We start from the raw sequence: 16,805 nt of genomic DNA, 5'->3' as shown, positions 1-16,805 counted from the left end.
GAGTCGATTGGGTAGTTTCAAGGTTATCTATCGGAAATTAAATCACTTTATCGGCTGGCAGTGCGATTGATCGATCAAGAAACTGCATATAGGCATCAAAGGATGATTTCTGGCCAAACAGAATGTGCGACCGGCTCTTGATGGCGTGCGAAACGACCGAACGACGGCGTTTATCAGTCGCAAGCGTCAGGGCCGTGTCGACGAAGTCGGCCGAATGGTAGGCGACGCAATCAAAGACCGATATCTGGCGATAACAGGTGTGACTGCGCCGGGACCGCGCCGCATTCCCCGGCAAGGTAACAAGCGGTACACCAAGCCCCAGACAATCAAAGGCCAGCATCGCATCATTCCATGCCGGACTTTCAAGCACGACATCCACAGCACATAGAAGTGACAGCAAATCGGACCGGTTGCGCACGTTCACAAACCGCATCCGACCGGCAACATCGGCATGATTGATGGCAAACCGGCGCCCCCATGCCGCATCCCAGCTATCGCGTTCTGGTGCAATCAGCAGAAGCTCTGCGGTTTCATCCAGCCGCAAGATTTCGGCAATCAGCGGATCAAACTCGGCCGTCAGAACATCAAGCGGTTGTGGGCATAAATAGGTGTTGCGGTCCTGCGCCAATCGCCAGCGCCGCTGCAACTCCGTTGTCGACATCTCGACAGGTTCTGGCGGGGTGGCATTCACAAACAAGCCCGGAAGGCGCACCAGCTTCTCGCTGAACCGCTTTTCACCGCCGGCTGTTTCCCAATCCTCGGCGATCAAATGGTAATCAATGTTGGAAAGACCGCTGGTCGCGGCAATCCCGCCACCCGAAATCTGAAGCGGTGCCAAACGCCAGCTTGCCAGCAACATCGTGTAGGCATCCGCCTGCGGGTCGACATAATGCAGAACATCAAGACCAAGCCCTGCAATCACCCGTGCCGAATGCAACGGATCAAGCGGCAATGGCACGACAAGATCAGCATGTTCGTCAATGCGGGCGGTAATGTCGTCCTCGCCCGTCGGCGGACGAATGATTGTCACATCAAACCGGTCGCGATCAATCGCCTCGGCAAGGCCTTCGATCCAACGTCCGACGCCATTATCACACATATTGGCCGAAACGATGCCGATCCGGATTTTCCCACCGAGCCGCGTGGCAGACGCACTGACTTCCGGCACATCATAACCTGACACCAGGCGTTCCCAATAATGGCCAACCGCGCGTAACTGTTTGTCACCTTCCGGGCGCAATGCGGCGCGCCACACCGGCGGAAAGCGGGTCAGAACAATGGGATCGATCCGGTCAGAACCAACAAATTCAAGATCCGGCTCAAGTGCGTCTTCATCAAGCGTATCATCAAGAAGATCACGCACAACTTCATCATTCTGGGCAGCAAGATCGGTCGGCACAGGGGCAAACAACAAACGGCGTGCTGTGCGGAACAGCGCGGTATTCTCGCCCGCGGCAATTTTGCGATCTATCCCGCTTTGCAGGACCGACTGCGCAGAGCCAGTATCGCCTTCTTCGGCCAGCTCGACGGCAAGACGGAAAACCGCGTCATCACCGCCACCGGCTCCGATGGCTGCGCCAAACTGTTCAACGGCCTCGCCATGACGGCCAACAAGGCTAAGCGCCTCGCCCATCATCAACAGTAATTGCGGATCTTCCGGACTGTGGACCAATAGCGGCTCAAGCGCCCCAATCGCCTCATGCCCCTGCCCGACGCGCAAATTAAGCAACGCAAGCGTCCTGCGTGCCTTGGCGTCATCCGGATCAAGGGCCAGAACCTGTCGCAGGCAATGTTGCGCACCGGCAAACTGCCCCAGTTGGAACAGTGCATCGCCATAGGCGGTCAATGCGCGCGGATGACCTGGTTCAAGCGACAGCGCACGGCGCAGCGGTTCGCTTGCGGAAACTGTGCGCCCCTGATCCAATCGGATTTGGCCGATCAGAACCAATGCATTGACGATGTCGTCGCGCATCTTAAGCGCGGTCAAACAAGACGTTTCAGCGCCTTCGATATCGCCCATTGCATATTGGCAGGCGGCATAATTGGCATGAATTTCGGCGACATCAGGGGCCAATTCGAGCGCGCGTTCATAATTTTCCCGCGCATCTTCAAGTTCATCAAGCTGGCGATAGGTATTGGCGATATTGCAATAAAGCGCCGGCGCATCCGGGCACAGACGAATGGCCCGCTTGAACGCACCAACGGCGTCGCGCAATTTGCCGATAGCCTTAAGGGCCTGCGCATGGTCATGCTGAATTTCTGCACTATTGGCATCGGCAATGGCGGCGCGGCCCATACGCTCGGCGGCCAGGGACTGATTACCGTGGCGCATTGCAACGAGACCGGCCAGATGCATTGCCTCTGCGGCCTGCGGGAATGATCGGATCATTCGCTGACAGGATTCTTCTGCCTCTGCGTATCGACCTGCCTCATACAGGTTCAATGCAGAACGGTAGATGTCGGCAAAATCAGACAAGGAATACCTATTACCCAAGAGAAAGCAGATTTCGTCCCACCATAAGGTCCAACCGTTAACAAACCACGTCCTTGATGGAATTTTTCAAAACAATTCACGACGGCGAAGTCATCGCTTCTCTAACCGGTTGTAAGAACAACTTTTTCTGAGAAACTAGGAAAACTTTGCCCTAATACAGCATTGAAAAACAAAGAAACCCTCCGGAATTACCTCCGAAGGGTTTCGATACAAAATATCAAATGCTGGTCGTTGGGAACACTCAACCAGCGTGGCTGTAATATCGACCAAACCGGTTTGCCAGAAAATCTTCCAGCCTGACTTCTTCTTGTCGCACATAACCGGTTGCAGGCAATTTACCGGTCAGAACCATATCCATCACAGCACACAATCCGGCCGATGTCGTAATCTGGATCGCGGACCAGTCCATATCACCAACACGCGTGCCATGGACCTTGCGAATGAAGCTCTCTTCACAAAGCTCCCCGCGTCGCGTGCCGACAGCATCGGCAAAGATCACGATCACGTCCTGCTTGGTGACTGGCAGGGCATTTTCAAAGATTTCCTTCATCATCTCCGGACGTTCACCAAGTCGGAGGTCCTCGATCAGGATTTTAAGAATTTCCTGATGCCCCGGATACCGCACGGTTTTGTAGTCAAGGTTATCAACCTTGCCTTCAAGCATGTCACAAAGCGCGCCCACGCCACCCGATGTATTGAAGGCCTCATACTCCGTACCGTCGATGGTAAAGCGCTCATAGCCTTCGAGGGGCAGCACTTCGACCCGCTTGCCATTCAGGATCGCCTCACACGGGTTCAGATACTCGTTGATCAGCCCGTCAGTCGACCAGGTCAGGTTATATTTCAAACGGTTGGTCGGATTTTGTGGCAAAGCCCCGACACGCAAACGAAGCTTGTTTACATGATCAAATCGCTTGAACAAGTCATGTGCCGCGATGGAAATAAATCCCGGCGCCAGACCACATTGCGGCACAAATGCGCATTGCGCACCCTTGGAAATTTCCCGAATAGCGCGGGTTGTTTCAACATCTTCGGTAACGTCAAAATACGATGCCCCAACCGCGCGTGCAACACGGGCAATCGCCACGTTCAAGAAGAACGGGCATGTCGACATGATCGCATCATGCCCTTTGGCAACATCAGTGAGTGCGACCTCATCCGTGACATCTACTTTTACCAAGGTGGCTGCGTTATCTTCGGCACAGACTTCCAGCATTTCGCCACTGGCATCGGCCAGCGTCACCGCATAATCGCCACTTTCATTGAGCATCACCGCAGCAATGCGACCAATTTTCCCGGCGCCGAGGATCAAAATCTTTTTCATTTTCTCTAACTCCCGAACGAGCAGACATCTTCACCGTCGATGTCGTACCTGCCCTGATCATGTTTTGTTTTTGCCCTCATAATGTTCCGCCGCTGGACGAACGCTTTCAACCCGGCAATACTGTCAAAACACAATAAAACCCCGTCATTTTAATGGGTAAAACCGATGAAACGTCAGATTGATGAAGTTGACCGCCAACTGATCGCACGCCTGCAAGAAAATGCTCGCATTCCTACTGCTGCTCTTGCGCGCGAAGTCGGCCTGTCTCGCAGTGCCGTTCAGGAAAGGTTGGAGCGCCTTGAAAAGGCAGAAGTTATCAAGGGTTACACCGTTCAGCTTGGCGATGTAGCAAAACCCGTCTTGCTGGCAGAAGTCATGATACAGCTTGAACAAAAACAGTCGGCAGGTGTCGTTGGCGCGCTTCAGAAAGTCCCGCACTGCATTCGGTGCCTTGCGGTTTCAGGCGAATATGACCTGATTGCCGAGGTCGCCGCAAACACGCCCGAGGAACTTGATGGCGTGCTTGACCGGATCGGGGAAATGTCGGGGATAAAACGCACATCAAGCTCAATCATCCTTTCAACAAAGTTCGATCGCCGCTAAGATCGGCGCGGGGTTGGGGAAAACCTCTTTTCTGGAAGAAAACCGATTGAAATCAAAACGCAGATATTCAGTCCTTTCTGTACTGCTTGCCGGTTTTATCGCCACCAGTGTTTTTGGCGTCGGACTATCCCTTTATGTCGGTCTTGGAACGGCCTATGAAAACACCCGCAATCTGTGGGTGATGCTGGCTGATATTGACCTGACATCGGTGCAGCGCACCATGCATGAACGCATGGACGAGGTCGAACAACGTTCTGACTGGGTCGCAGAACAGGTTGCCAGTGGCGCGCTTGATCCAAGTTTTCAATATGGCTGGACCAGCACGATGCGCGCCCTTGCAGCCGCAGACATGGGTGTCATGGCCTATGGGCTTGTGACCGGGGAACGTGAATTTATCGGCTTCAACCCCGAAGACATGAGTGACATTCGAAGAACCCTGCCCGAAGACGACATGCTGTTTTCCGAGCTTGCGCATATCCGCGGGCCCGTAAGCAACCGCACGGGCTATCCGCGTTGGGACCCCTATTTTGACCGCACCGTCCTGACAAGCTGGGTACCGCTGTTTTATGACGGGCAGTATCTGGGAACGTTCATTCAGTATCTGTCGCTGTCCAATTTGTCAGAAAGCCTGATCCGAGGGCGCGAAGATTTGCCAGGCACGCCCTTTGTCCTGATTGGCGGCAATCGGGTCATGGCCCATCCGGGATTGCGCAACTGGGGGGAGAAAACAACAACTGAGCTGGTCAATGGCGACAACATCGCACGCAGCCCGATTCCCCTGCCCACCATTCATGACATTGGCGACCCTGTTCTTGCCAACATCGGAAAATCCGAAAGCATCCGGCTTGATCCCGATGACGAACGCCACAACAGTGGCATTCGCCTTTCAGGGCTTGAGTACAATGATCGCTATCACCTGATCGTCACGCGCCAGGTTCAAACCGCGCCAATTTCACCGGTCGTAATCGGCATGTATTTTGATCAGGAATTGTTTGACGATGAATGGGATCGTCTGGTTCTGGCCTCTGTTCTTGGCGGTGCTGTCTTTATCCTGTCGGTGATCGTTGCCATCGTCCTGTCGCGACACTTCACCAAGCCGATCCGCCGGTTTGCCAGTGCTGCGCGCGCCTTTGAAGACGAAGACATCGCATCCATCGATGTTCCGCAACTCAAGGGCAGCCGCATTCGTGAATATGACGACGCCGCGCGATCATTCAATCATATGATGATGGCCGTACATGATCGTGAACGCATCACAAGCCTGTTTGGTAAGTTCGTGCCGCAATCCATTGCCAAAAAGCTTCTGGCATCGGGAAATGATTCTGGCGTCCTGCCGCCGCAAACCTCCGAAGCCACCGTCCTTTTTGTCGATATCGTCGGCTTTACATCGATGTGCGAAAGTCTTGATCCGAAACAGATCATTGCGATGCTTAATGACTATTTCGACTGTGCGACGCAGATCATCGAACGCCATGGCGGCATCATTACCCAGTTCCAGGGCGATGCGATCCTTGCAGTCTATAACGTGTTTGATGACCTAAAGAACCATGCAGATGCCGCTGTCGATAGCGCCATTGCCCTGCAAAGCGAAGTTGAAAAGCGCAAGTTCGAAGGGCTTGAGTTAAAGGTTCGCTGTGGTGTGAATACCGGCCCGATGGTTGCCGGGAATGTCGGCGCGAAAGCCCGTCTGTCATTCACTGTACACGGCGATGCCGTCAATACGGCGTCACGCCTTGAACAGGAAAACAAGGTTCTCGGAACACAAATCCTGATCTCGGAGACAACCCGCAACTTGCTGGCTGACCCTGATCGTGTTGCCAAGGCAGGCGATGTGCTTTTGCGCGGACGTCATACCACGACAGAGCTGTTTACAACCCGGCCCGACAAATAAAGAAAGGGGGCATTTGCTGCCCCCTTCATCATTCAAGGAATACAAATAACAAAACGCCGCATTGGATAAACCGATGCGGCGTTTTGTAAAACCTTAGAACAAGGTACCGGGAATTAACCCTGGCGCGCCTTGAAACGCGGGTTCTTTTTATTGATCACGTATACGCGGCCACGGCGGCGCACGATACGGCAGCCTTTTTCCCGCAGCTTCGCGGATTTCAATGAGTTCCGGATCTTCATAATCTTAAACCTTAGAAACTTGGCCCCTTCGAGGAAGCCGGAAAATAGAAGTACGACATGCCCCTGTCAACACCTAAAACAGGTTGCGGCGACAGAAAGTGGAACAAATCCCCTCTGCGTCGCCAGCAGCAGTCTCGGCTCAGGATCTTAAACCTGAGCACTCAGTTGATCGTTGCGTAGAACCGATAAAAGGCCAGGCTGCCATTTTCAAGCATTTTTACGCGATTCATCCACATTTCCATCTCTGGCTCCAGATAATCCATGATATCGGGGTCCAGACCGGCTTTCTGGATGTCTGAAAGCATTGTCATCCACGCCAGTTTGATATGCTTCAGATGCGTTTCCGACTCATCCTTGGCAATACGGATATCGAATTTCAGCTGACCAAGACGGGATTTGTACTCCTGTGCTGTCCACGGAAACAGCTCTTCACCTTCAAGCCTGGCCCAGTTCGCCAACTCATCCTCATTCAGATCACGCGTCAAAACATAATCCGTAACCAGAAGCTGCCCATGATCGCGCAGCGTTTCGGCCAAAGCTTTGAGAAAGGTTTCCTTTTCCGGGATCTTATAAAGCTCGCCATAGGAATAAACGACGTTGAAATAGCCCTTGCGAAGCTCTGGCTGAAGCGGGTCAAGCGTTTGAACCGGGACTCTTTTTTGAACACCGGCCTGAACAGATCGCTCCATGCCGAGAAGTGCAAGCTCGCCGTCCGGCTCAAGTGCGGTCACCCAAACGCCAAGACGATCCGCCAGCAAGCGGGCCACACCGCCAAGCTTTGCACCGATTTCAAGACAACTGAGTGTTTCATCAAGTGCCAGTGGCTTGGCGAGCTCAAGGGCGTATTCATGACCGCCCGGCATCATGATCCCGTGATCAAACAGTTTGTCATAAAGCCGAATACGATCCGGCGGCCAGCGCCCGATTTCGTCATCAAGCGCAAGCTCACTCAGCTCCGGCTCGACCGGACGGGCAAGCCAGACGCGCATCTTGCGCAACCAGTCGGTATAGGCATCGATTTCAAGCTGCAGAAGGTAGTATTCAACAGGATCGTCGTACCCTTCCCACTTCGCGCGCATCCGCGTGCCGAAATCAAGGTGATGTCCCGGCGGCATTTCAAATTCGGGTGCCTCGCCTTGGGCGACGCCAACGGAACCTCCGCCCTTTTCGGGCGCATCACCATCCGCATCAGACTTGCGTTGCCAAAATTTCAGTTTCAAGGCGTTTACCTGTTTGTTCGCATCGCGTGCACTTGCGATTCCTGAAAATATGGCAATTAGCCAAAAGTGACAACGTGTTAAGATTTCCAGCATATGATTGCACCGCGAAATACAATCGATAAAATTGTCGTTTGCTGGATTACTGCGCTGACAAGCATGCCTGACAGGAATTTTCATTCATCATGAACACCGATAACCTCGGCATTTATTATCGCATGCTGAACATTGCGCCGGGGGCGAGCGCAAAGGAAATCAAACTGGCCTATCGCAAACTGGCCTTTGAATTTCATCCGGACCGCAACACAGACCCGGACTCCGAGGACAGATTCAAGGACATTACCGAAGCTTATGAAATCCTGATTGGCGAGCGTAAACCGCCCAAGCAATCTGGCAATGCGCCCTCGGGAGCCCAAAAGTCCGGTACCGCCAGCAACGCGACATCGACCGCTTATGGGCCGAACGCAGCGGGTCCGCAAAATGCGAACCACCAGAAACAGGGCTTTGCCGGCGCAGGGCGCAAACAGGAAAAAGCCAAGGAAACTGCCGAGGAAAAATTTGCCCGCGCCAATCAGGCCTACCGCGAACAGCAGGCCAAGGCCAATGCACGCAAAAGCAACATTCATCCCGGTGCGCGTCGCCACAAAGGCAAAAAGACCGAACCCAACGCACAAGGCTTCATTCAGTGCGCGGTCACCGGCGTGGTATCAGCCCAACCGCGGCAGGTGGAATTCAAGGTCGTGCGTGGTTTTCTGAATTCCTGCAATATTGAAACCATCACCGCCAACCTCGCCCCCAAGGGCGCAAGGCGAATGGCCCTTAAGGCCAGTTTCAAGACATGGCTGCGCGGGTTTTGGGGCTGGAAGAGCTTTTTACCGGCCTGGAAGGCAATTGTTGGCAACATGCGTGGCGGCACTTTCCCGCCCGAAGGCAACGCCAAGATGCTGTTTACCCAGGCCAATGCCTTTGAACGGTCTGGCAACAAGCCGCTTGCACGCGCTGTTCTGATGCAGGCGCTTGATTTTATCGGGTCGAACCGCTCTGCCCTTGCTGAACAGGTGCGCGCAACCCAGCGCCGCCTGGACGACGGACAACCCGCACGGCGCGTTCGTGACGAATGGAAGCGTGCGGGCATGTTCGATGCCCTGCTCCATCTTAGCCCGCTGTTTCTGCTAATCTTTGCCGCCCTGATTGCCTTTGGCCCCGGCCAGGGATTTGTCACCCGTGACATCCCTGAACTGGTTGCCCGCCAAGGCACGGAGATCACCCGTCAGGTCAAGGACCTGATTGGCGAAGAACGCGAACCCTATTATGTTGATCGTGAACTTTTAAACCTGCGCGACGGCCCAAGTGTAAATGATACCATCATTCGCCGCCTGACCCGCTTTGAAACTGTCTATGTCGCAGGCGACAGTCAGGGCTTCTGGATCGAAATTGAAACCAGCATCGGTGAAAACGGCTTTGTGAACCTTGACGCATTGGTTCCCGGAAATGGTTCTGATGCCCGCGATGCGTGGTGTGCTGAAAACAAATGCGACTGACCGGCTTCCCGATCAGTCGCATCAACTTCATCAAATCTGATAAGGCCTTATCCCTTGGCCGGGATTGCCTTTAGCGCAGCCAGAAGATAATCCCAGAAGCGCGCAACGCTTGGCACATGGACGCATTCATCCGGGCTGTGCGCGCGTTTGATGGTCGGACCGAACGATACCATGTCCCAATGCGGGTATTTCGATCCCAACACGCCGCATTCAAGACCGGCGTGAATGACGCGAATTTCCGGCTCCTTGCCAAACATGTCCTTGTGAACCGCCTTCATCAGGTTGACCACTTCGCTGTTTGCATCGGGCTTCCAGCCCGGATAGGCATCGCCCCAGGCAACAGATGCGCCGATATTCTCAAATACCGCTGTTGCGACTTCACGCAGGGAATCGCGCGCAGAATTGATCGAGCTACGTGCTGACAGCGTCACCTTGGCTTTACCTTCGCCAAGCTTGACGATGGCAAGGTTGATCGAGGTTTCAACAACGCCTTCGACCGAGGTGCTCATGGCCTGAACGCCGTTCGGTGCACCAACACAGGCATTGTTGAACGCCTTGGAGTCTTTTGCGCTCATTGCCTTTGCAGGGACATCTGCGTTGGTTGCGGCAATCGCAAATTTCGGCTCAATCGCGCCGATTTCATCTTTGATGTCGCTGGCAAAAGCACTCAATGCTGCATCGAAATCAGAAACCTTGCCTTCCGGCAGAACGATGGTCGCAAACGACTCCCGCGGGATGGCGTTGCGGGCGGTCCCGGCATTGATTTTAACAATACGCGCATCAAAATCACGGATCGCAGTACGCAGGAAGCGCGCCATCAGCTTGTTGGCATTGCCAAGACCAAGAATGATGTCGATGCCGGAATGGCCACCTTTCAAACCGGTCAGCGCGATATCACGGGCCACCTGCCCTGCGCCAACGGCTTCTTCGCTGTAGTCATAGCTTGCGACCAGATCGCCACCGCCCGCACAACCAACACAAAGCTCATACTCGTCTTCGGTATCAAGGTTGAGAAGGATTTCACCCTTCAGGCGGCCCGGTTCCAGGTTCATCGCACCGGTCAGGCCGCGTTCTTCGTCAACCGTGAAAAGAAGTTCAAGCGGGCCATGCTCGAGACCGTCTTCGGTCATGAAGCCCATCATTGCGGCCGCACCTATACCGTTATCGGCACCAAGCGTTGTATTATCGGCAGTAATCCATTCCCCATCCATCACCATGCGGATCGGGTCGGTGTCGAAATTGTGGGTCGATCCGGAATTGGCCTGGGTCACCATGTCGACATGGGACTGCAAGATCACTATTTTGCGGTCTTCAAAGCCGGCTGTAGCCGGAACAGACACAACAAGGTTGCCACCGCTGTCGCGGAAATGCGCAAGCCCCTTGTCATCGGCCATTTTTTCCAGAAGCTTTAAAACAGCTTCTTCTTTATTGGACGGACGCGGTGTATCGCAAAGTTTCTGGAAATTGTCCCAGATTGCGACAGGCGCAATTTTACGGATCTCGTTCACGGTGGCGCTCCTGGCAAATTTTCGTCTATGGGTTCTCACTTACCCAGACCTGTTGATTACCTTATTGCCGCGCGAATTTAAAGCGTGCCAAGGACGTTTTCGACCAAGCCACATACAAATTCGAAAAAACCGCATTTGGCGCGCAATTTACGCACGCAAAGCGGAAAAATGCGCAATATGATTTTAAGTTAGTCGACACCAACGACCTGACTGCGGCGCTGCAACAGCATGACATCACGCCATTGTCCGGCCAGCGGCCCATAGCCCATGCGCCCCAGCCCGCGCTTGCGTCCGACGATCTCGAACCCCAATGCCTTATGCAGGACCAGGCTTGCTTCATTTTCCGGAAAAATACCGGCTTCAAGCGACCAGATACCATTTTCCTCGCTGGCAGCAATCAAGGCTGCAAGAAGCGCTTTGCCAATGCCCTTCCCGTGGTGATTGGGGTCAACATAGACCGATATCTCGGCAATCCCGCGATAGACACAGCGATTTGAGACGCCAGATAACCCGGCCCAGCCAATGACGATGTCGTTATCATCGCAGGCAACCAGCCGGCATTCCGGCAAATGTCCCTGATCCCAGTCTTCCCAGGTTCCTGGATTTTCCTGAAACGTGGCATGGCCTGATTTGATGGCCTGCCCATAAATTTCAACAACACGATTACCATCAGAAACGGTCATGGAACGAACACGCATTACGGCCTCGCACAGAAACTGCCACGCAACTACCAATCAGGTGCGGCATCGAATGTCAGGAAAACATTATGGAAGGCGATGATAATCGATGATCCGGTGATCAGCTATCTTGTTCTTGCCCGGCGAAGCGAAAGACAAGCTGATCACGTCCGGCATCCTTGGCGGCGTACATTGCTTCGTCTGCGACCTTCATCGCTTCTGATAGTTCGATGAATTTTTGCCGGCCCTCGCCGCCGACCGTTGCGCCAAAGCTGGCCGTGACACTGACATATTCCGTGCCGGACTTGTCGATTGGCACCCTGATTTCACGGATCATGTTCGACAAACGCTCGCCAATGCGTTTGGTGACTGCAGCCGTCGCAGATGGCAGCAATACCGCAAATTCCTCGCCCCCCAGACGAACGACAAGATCATCGTCACGCAACGCCTGACGCAAGGTATCGGCAACCCTTTCAAGAACCCGGTCGCCCACCGCATGCCCATGGGTATCATTCACGTCCTTGAAGTAATCAAGATCAAGAACGATCAACCCGAACAGCCAGCTTTTATCCTTAAGATGACGAATTTCGCGCAATCTGCTAACCGCGCTTTCAAAACCGCGACGGTTAAGTGCACGGGTCAACGCATCGGTTGATGCCAAGGTGTCTAGCATCTGCTCCTTGCGCTTGTGATCGGTAATATCAGTCGCCGACACCATGACGCCACCATCATCCATCATGTTCATGCGGATGTCGGCCAGACGGCCCGATGGCGTCTGCATTTCGTCGATATTGGCATGGCCATGCCCGTTTCGCATCATCTCCGCACAACATTCATGCAGTGCCGAAATATCAAATACCGGTTCGGATCCATCCGTTGTTTCTCCGCCAAAAAGACGGGAAAACTCGTGATTGAAATGAATAACCTCAAGCTTGTCATCAAGCATCGCCACAGCCGACGGCACCATCCGGATGACTTCGGTTACCGCCTGTTCAAGGCTTGCTTTGGCACGGACAAGTTGCTGATGCATTTCGACTTCATCGCGGACATCATGGGCAGTCGTCAGGATCGCCGGCTTGCCGTCATACCAAAGAATGCGTTCATCGGTCAGATCACGCCAGACCGAGCTGCCATCATCGAGAATATCGCGCACACGGTGCCGGTCGCCGCGTCGTTCGCCGCTCAGAATTGCCGCGACATGGCGAATTGCGCGCGGACGATTTTCATCGGGGATAAAGCGAAGGATATTGGGGTTTTCCATAAAGGCACTGACGTCCTTTGCCCCCATCAGGCGGGCAAAGCTCTCATTAACGTACAATGCTGTCATATTGCGATGGACCATCACACCAATGAAAGACCGCCCCAGCATATGGTCGACCTGCATCGCAGTCGTACCATTATCAATCATCTGTGCCGTGGTCAGGACCGCATTACCGCCTTCCCATTCGACGGTCTCGTCACTGATTTCCATCCAGACCGGCGTTCCATCCGTCCGGATATTGTAGACTTTCTTCCAGCCGTGGAAACCGCTGCTTTTCTGGAAACTGTTGGAAAGCTTGTCCGCCTCGTGATGGAAACTTGGCGGAATATACTGGCGCATGTCCGGGTCGCTCATAAAGTCCGAGACATCGCGACGGCCCAACATTTTCGCATAGGCATCGTTGACATACACAGCTTCGAGATCCTTGTGTACAACAACGCCTACGCGTGACCGCCCATACAGACGTGCGATTTCTGTTGGTTCGAACCGCATCAACGTCCTGTATCCCCCGACACATCTAAACCCTGAATGAAAGCACAGTTATCTAAGACTTGTTTCTCTGCGCACCATATTCGAAAGATTACATCAGTTTTGATGCAATTGAAACCGACGGATGCCACCCTCGAACCAGCAATTATGGTCACGATGAGAAACATCATGGTATCAAATAAAAGCAGATCAGCCCGAATATATAAGAACTACAAAATATTAAGAGCAACGATAAATCAACTGAATAGATCGACAATGGCACATTTTCCGGGAGAAACACCGTGACAGAAATGAAATTTAAAATAATTGCCAAAAATCGAAGCTGGGACGGTTACTGCAAGATTGATGTCTATCAGTTGCAACATGACCGATTTGATGGTGGTCAAAGCCCTGTCCTGCGACGCGAAGTCCTTCAACGCGGCCACGCTGTCGCCATCCTGCCCTATGATCCGGTCCGGGATGAAGTTGTACTGATTGAACAATTCCGCCCCGGCGCGATTTCTGTCAACGACAGCGACCCAAAAATGCCGGTCTGGCTGACCGAAATCGTCGCCGGCATCATAGAAGACGGCGAAACGGCCGAAGATGTTGCGCGCCGTGAAACGTTTGAAGAAGCCGGATGCGAACTTATCGGATCGCCCGAACTGATTTCTCATTATTACGTCACACCGGGATGCTCGACTGAAACGGTCCACCTGTTTTACGGTCAGGTCGATACCACCAATGTTGGCGGGCTGCATGGTGTCGCCGAGGAAGGTGAAGATATCCGGGTCTTCACGGTATCGGCCGAAGAATGCTTTGCCATGTTGCAGAATGGACAACTCTGCAATGCAATGACGACCATCGCCGTTCAGTGGCTGATGCTAAACCGTGACCGACTTCGGCAGAATTCAGAGGCTTGAGGAAGCCGAAGTGATTAATCAGAAAAACAGTAATCACACAAACTTTACGTTATATTTTTTAATCTGCCTTGACTTTTGTGTGCAAAAAGACCAATCAACTATCAAACACATTTGAAATCACCATGTTTGGAGTCTGTCATGGACATTCGCAATGGCACCATCGAAGCCATTGGCCGCACCCCTCTTGTGAAGCTTAAAAAGGTTTCCGAGCTGACGGGCTGCACCATTCTTGGCAAGGCGGAATACGCAAACCCGGGCGGGTCGGTCAAGGACCGCGCAGCCCTTGCCATTATTCGCGACGCTGAGGCGCGCGGTCTTCTGAAACCGGGCGGCGTCATCGTCGAAGGTACGGCTGGCAACACCGGTATCGGTCTTGCCGTTGTCGGCAATGCGCTGGGCTATCGCACCGTGATCGTCATCCCGGAAACCCAAAGCCAGGAAAAGAAAGACCTGCTGCGGCTTCTGGGTGCGGATCTGCGCGAAGTTCCGGCTGTCCCCTATCGCGATCAGAACAACTATGTGCATGTGTCGCGCCGTCTGGCCGAGGAACTCGCACAGTTCGAACCCAATGGCGCGATCTGGGCCAACCAGTTTGACAACGTCGCCAACCGTCAGGGCCACATCGACACCACCGCCCCCGAAATCTGGGAACAGACCGACGGCAAGGTGGATGGCTTTATCTGTGCGGTTGGTACCGGCGGCACGCTGGCCGGTGTTTCGATGGCGCTAAAGGATCGCAATAAAAACATCCAGATCGGCCTTGCCGATCCGATGGGTGCCGCCCTTTACAGCCACTACAAATTCGGTGAACTGAAATCCGAAGGCAGCTCGATCTCGGAAGGTATCGGTCAGGGTCGTATCACTGCCAACCTTGAAGGCGTTGAGATCGATCATCCGTTCCAGATCTCGGACGAGGAAATGTTGCCAATCGTGTTTGACCTGCTCAAAGAAGAAGGTCTGTGCATGGGTGGCTCCACGGGTATCAACATTGCTGGTGCGGTGCGCCTTGCACGTGAACTGGGCCCGGGCAAAACCATCGTCACCATTCTGTGTGACCTTGGCACCCGCTATCAGAGCAAGCTTTGGAACCCGGCGTTCCTCAAGGAAAAAGGCCTGCCGAGCCCCGATTGGCTCTAAGCCACCGCCATCCTGAAAGATAAAACCCCCGTCCGGTTTCCGGCGGGGGTTTTGTTTTAATCAGGTCGCGCGGGCAACCTCGCTTCGGGATTGGCGGATGTCCTGCGCTGCACGCGCCCAAAGATAAAGCCCGCAGAACAGTGCGCACAGCAACAACGATCCGGCAAAGCCCGCCACCGCGTTCCATCCGCCCTGATCCCAGAACCAGCCACCAACCGACCCCATGATGCTGGAGCCCAGATAATAGGCCAGAAGATATAGCGATGATGCATGCCCCTTGGCCGTTTCGGCAAGTCGCCCGACCCAGCCACTTGCAATCGAATGGGCAACGAAAAAGCCACTGGTCAGGACGACAATCCCGCCAATGATCACCGACAGGCTATCAGAGACAGTCAGTCCGACACCAAGGGCCGCCAACAACAGCCCCACCACCAGCACCGGGCCACGCCCGATCTTGTCAGACAACGCACCGGCTATCGATGAGGTCAACGACCCGCACAGATAGACCACAAAGATCAACCCGATCTGACTTTGCGACAGGCCATAGGGTGCATCGGAAAGACGGAAGCCGACATAGTTAAACACTGTCACGAAGCAGCCCATGGCAAAGGCACCGATCAGGAATACAAACGGCAAGCCCGCATGTTTCAGATGCCCGGCCCAAGCGCGCAGGTGATAGCCCGCCTGAAAGCCGGGACGCCGGACAAAGTTCCGCGATGCCGGCAACAGGATCGCAAAACCGAGGGCCGCGACAAGACCAAGTGCCCCCATCGCGCCGAGCGCAACGTGCCAGCCGAAAAGATCAGTCAGGAAACCAATCACGACACGACCACTTAGGCCGCCGATCGCCGTGCCACTAATATAAATACCCATTGCCATGCCAAGGCCTTTGGGATCGATTTCTTCGGCCAAATAAGCCATGGCAACGGCCGGAACCCCGCCCAGCATCAGACCTTCCAGCGCGCGCACCACAAGAAAGGCATGCCAATCGGAAAGAAACGGCGCGATCAGGTTCAAAACCGAAGCCACACAGATAGAGATCAGCATCAATTGCTTGCGCCCGACGGCCTCGGACACAGCACCGGCCAGCAAAATGGCAAAGGCCAGAAACCCGGTGGTCAATGAGAGTGCGAGCGAGCTTTCAGCCGGCCCAACCACAAAGTGGTTTGCAAGTTCCGGCAACAGTGGCTGCACACAGTAAATCAGCGAAAAGGTCGCGTAGCCTGCCAAAAACAGTGCAATGCTGATACGGCGAAATGCGGCGGACCCCGGTTTAATCCAGACCGGATCGCCAGACACATTTGCGTTGGTGGACGCGAGCGGGCTTTGCGAACGTATTGGGGGCGTTGCATCAGATGACGCCGTATCAGCAGCACTATCAGAATGTTGTTCTGGGTCAGTGTCCCGGGAAACAGACATTTGCGACCTCTTTTGGAATGGTTCGTGGGGTGACGCTTATGATTGCACTATCACTTCTATCCGTCCAATATATGGAAGTGTCTTTTGTGATATGTTTTAGGTA

13 protein-coding genes are annotated in these 16,805 nt (G+C 53.9%); 5 read left to right on the top strand and 8 right to left on the bottom strand.

What is annotated here, in order from left to right; all coding sequences use genetic code 11:
* Nucleotides 1–37 precede the first annotated feature (37 nt).
* Both AC5Q5A_RS04725 and AC5Q5A_RS04720 read right to left on the bottom strand, forming a co-directional pair.
* Entirely contained in the window at nt 38–2,443 is a 2,406-nt protein-coding gene (locus AC5Q5A_RS04725) for a tetratricopeptide repeat protein (RefSeq protein WP_493894760.1), read from the bottom strand.
* A gap of 292 nt (nt 2,444–2,735) precedes the next feature.
* A complete protein-coding gene (locus AC5Q5A_RS04720) occupies nt 2,736–3,842 on the bottom strand; it encodes a saccharopine dehydrogenase family protein (protein WP_493894759.1) in 1,107 nt (368 codons plus the stop codon).
* A 141-nt stretch (nt 3,843–3,983) separates the two neighbouring features.
* Here AC5Q5A_RS04720 and AC5Q5A_RS04715 point away from each other — a divergent pair, with 141 nt between their 5' ends.
* The gene (locus AC5Q5A_RS04715; RefSeq protein WP_120224880.1) at nt 3,984–4,421 is read left to right on the top strand and encodes an Lrp/AsnC family transcriptional regulator; all 438 of its coding nucleotides are present in this window, start codon (nt 3,984–3,986) and stop codon (nt 4,419–4,421) included.
* Nucleotides 4,422–4,467: 46 nt separating this feature from the next.
* Nucleotides 4,468–6,312, top strand: coding sequence for an adenylate/guanylate cyclase domain-containing protein (locus AC5Q5A_RS04710; RefSeq protein WP_338181496.1), 1,845 nt, complete (start codon nt 4,468–4,470; stop codon nt 6,310–6,312).
* A 113-nt stretch (nt 6,313–6,425) separates the two neighbouring features.
* Here AC5Q5A_RS04710 and ykgO read toward each other — a convergent pair whose 3' ends face one another.
* Nucleotides 6,426–6,551, bottom strand: coding sequence for a type B 50S ribosomal protein L36 (ykgO, locus tag AC5Q5A_RS04705; protein WP_007090004.1), 126 nt, complete (start codon nt 6,549–6,551; stop codon nt 6,426–6,428).
* 161 nt (nt 6,552–6,712) lie between these two features.
* The gene (locus tag AC5Q5A_RS04700; RefSeq protein WP_493894512.1) at nt 6,713–7,771 is read right to left on the bottom strand and encodes a methyltransferase domain-containing protein; all 1,059 of its coding nucleotides are present in this window, start codon (nt 7,769–7,771) and stop codon (nt 6,713–6,715) included.
* Between the two features lie 182 nt (nt 7,772–7,953).
* Here AC5Q5A_RS04700 and AC5Q5A_RS04695 point away from each other — a divergent pair, with 182 nt between their 5' ends.
* Entirely contained in the window at nt 7,954–9,309 is a 1,356-nt protein-coding gene (locus AC5Q5A_RS04695) for a DnaJ domain-containing protein (protein WP_493894511.1), read from the top strand.
* Between the two features lie 47 nt (nt 9,310–9,356).
* Here AC5Q5A_RS04695 and AC5Q5A_RS04690 read toward each other — a convergent pair whose 3' ends face one another.
* The 3 genes from AC5Q5A_RS04690 to AC5Q5A_RS04680 all read right to left on the bottom strand — a co-directional run bounded on the left by AC5Q5A_RS04690 (nt 9,357) and on the right by AC5Q5A_RS04680 (nt 13,247).
* A complete protein-coding gene (locus tag AC5Q5A_RS04690; protein ID WP_493894510.1) occupies nt 9,357–10,817 on the bottom strand; it encodes an aminoacyl-histidine dipeptidase in 1,461 nt (486 codons plus the stop codon).
* Between the two features lie 188 nt (nt 10,818–11,005).
* The gene (locus tag AC5Q5A_RS04685) at nt 11,006–11,515 is read right to left on the bottom strand and encodes a GNAT family N-acetyltransferase (protein WP_493894509.1); all 510 of its coding nucleotides are present in this window, start codon (nt 11,513–11,515) and stop codon (nt 11,006–11,008) included.
* A gap of 100 nt (nt 11,516–11,615) precedes the next feature.
* Entirely contained in the window at nt 11,616–13,247 is a 1,632-nt protein-coding gene (locus AC5Q5A_RS04680) for a sensor domain-containing diguanylate cyclase (RefSeq protein ID WP_338181520.1), read from the bottom strand.
* A gap of 287 nt (nt 13,248–13,534) precedes the next feature.
* Between AC5Q5A_RS04680 and AC5Q5A_RS04675 the strand changes: the two genes are divergently transcribed.
* Nucleotides 13,535–14,146 carry an NUDIX domain-containing protein gene (locus tag AC5Q5A_RS04675; RefSeq protein ID WP_493894758.1) on the top strand — a complete coding sequence of 204 codons (612 nt, stop codon included), beginning with the start codon at nt 13,535–13,537 and terminating at the stop codon, nt 14,144–14,146.
* Nucleotides 14,147–14,284: 138 nt separating this feature from the next.
* The gene (locus AC5Q5A_RS04670) at nt 14,285–15,283 is read left to right on the top strand and encodes a cysteine synthase A (protein ID WP_493894508.1); all 999 of its coding nucleotides are present in this window, start codon (nt 14,285–14,287) and stop codon (nt 15,281–15,283) included.
* A 60-nt stretch (nt 15,284–15,343) separates the two neighbouring features.
* Here the strand turns inward: AC5Q5A_RS04670 and AC5Q5A_RS04665 are convergent, their stop codons facing one another.
* Complete coding sequence (locus AC5Q5A_RS04665) at nt 15,344–16,702, bottom strand: MFS transporter (RefSeq protein ID WP_493894507.1); 1,359 nt, start codon at nt 16,700–16,702, stop codon at nt 15,344–15,346.
* Nucleotides 16,703–16,805: the final 103 nt, after the last annotated feature.

The sequence above is a fragment of the Thalassospira sp. CA1 genome, assembly GCF_059052855.1.
Note: the sequence above shows the minus strand (reverse complement) of the source record. Positions and strands in the feature narration are given on the sequence as shown.

Coding starts and splice junctions, on each gene's coding strand:
- AC5Q5A_RS04715 (WP_120224880.1), top strand. CDS start 3,984: ATGAAACGTCAGATTGATGAAGTTGACCGCCAACTGATCGCACGCCTG.
- ykgO (WP_007090004.1), bottom strand. CDS start 6,551: ATGAAGATCCGGAACTCATTGAAATCCGCGAAGCTGCGGGAAAAAGGC.
- AC5Q5A_RS04695 (WP_493894511.1), top strand. CDS start 7,954: ATGAACACCGATAACCTCGGCATTTATTATCGCATGCTGAACATTGCG.
- AC5Q5A_RS04685 (WP_493894509.1), bottom strand. CDS start 11,515: ATGCGTGTTCGTTCCATGACCGTTTCTGATGGTAATCGTGTTGTTGAA.
- AC5Q5A_RS04680 (WP_338181520.1), bottom strand. CDS start 13,247: ATGCGGTTCGAACCAACAGAAATCGCACGTCTGTATGGGCGGTCACGC.
- AC5Q5A_RS04675 (WP_493894758.1), top strand. CDS start 13,535: ATGAAATTTAAAATAATTGCCAAAAATCGAAGCTGGGACGGTTACTGC.
- AC5Q5A_RS04670 (WP_493894508.1), top strand. CDS start 14,285: ATGGACATTCGCAATGGCACCATCGAAGCCATTGGCCGCACCCCTCTT.
- AC5Q5A_RS04665 (WP_493894507.1), bottom strand. CDS start 16,702: ATGTCTGTTTCCCGGGACACTGACCCAGAACAACATTCTGATAGTGCT.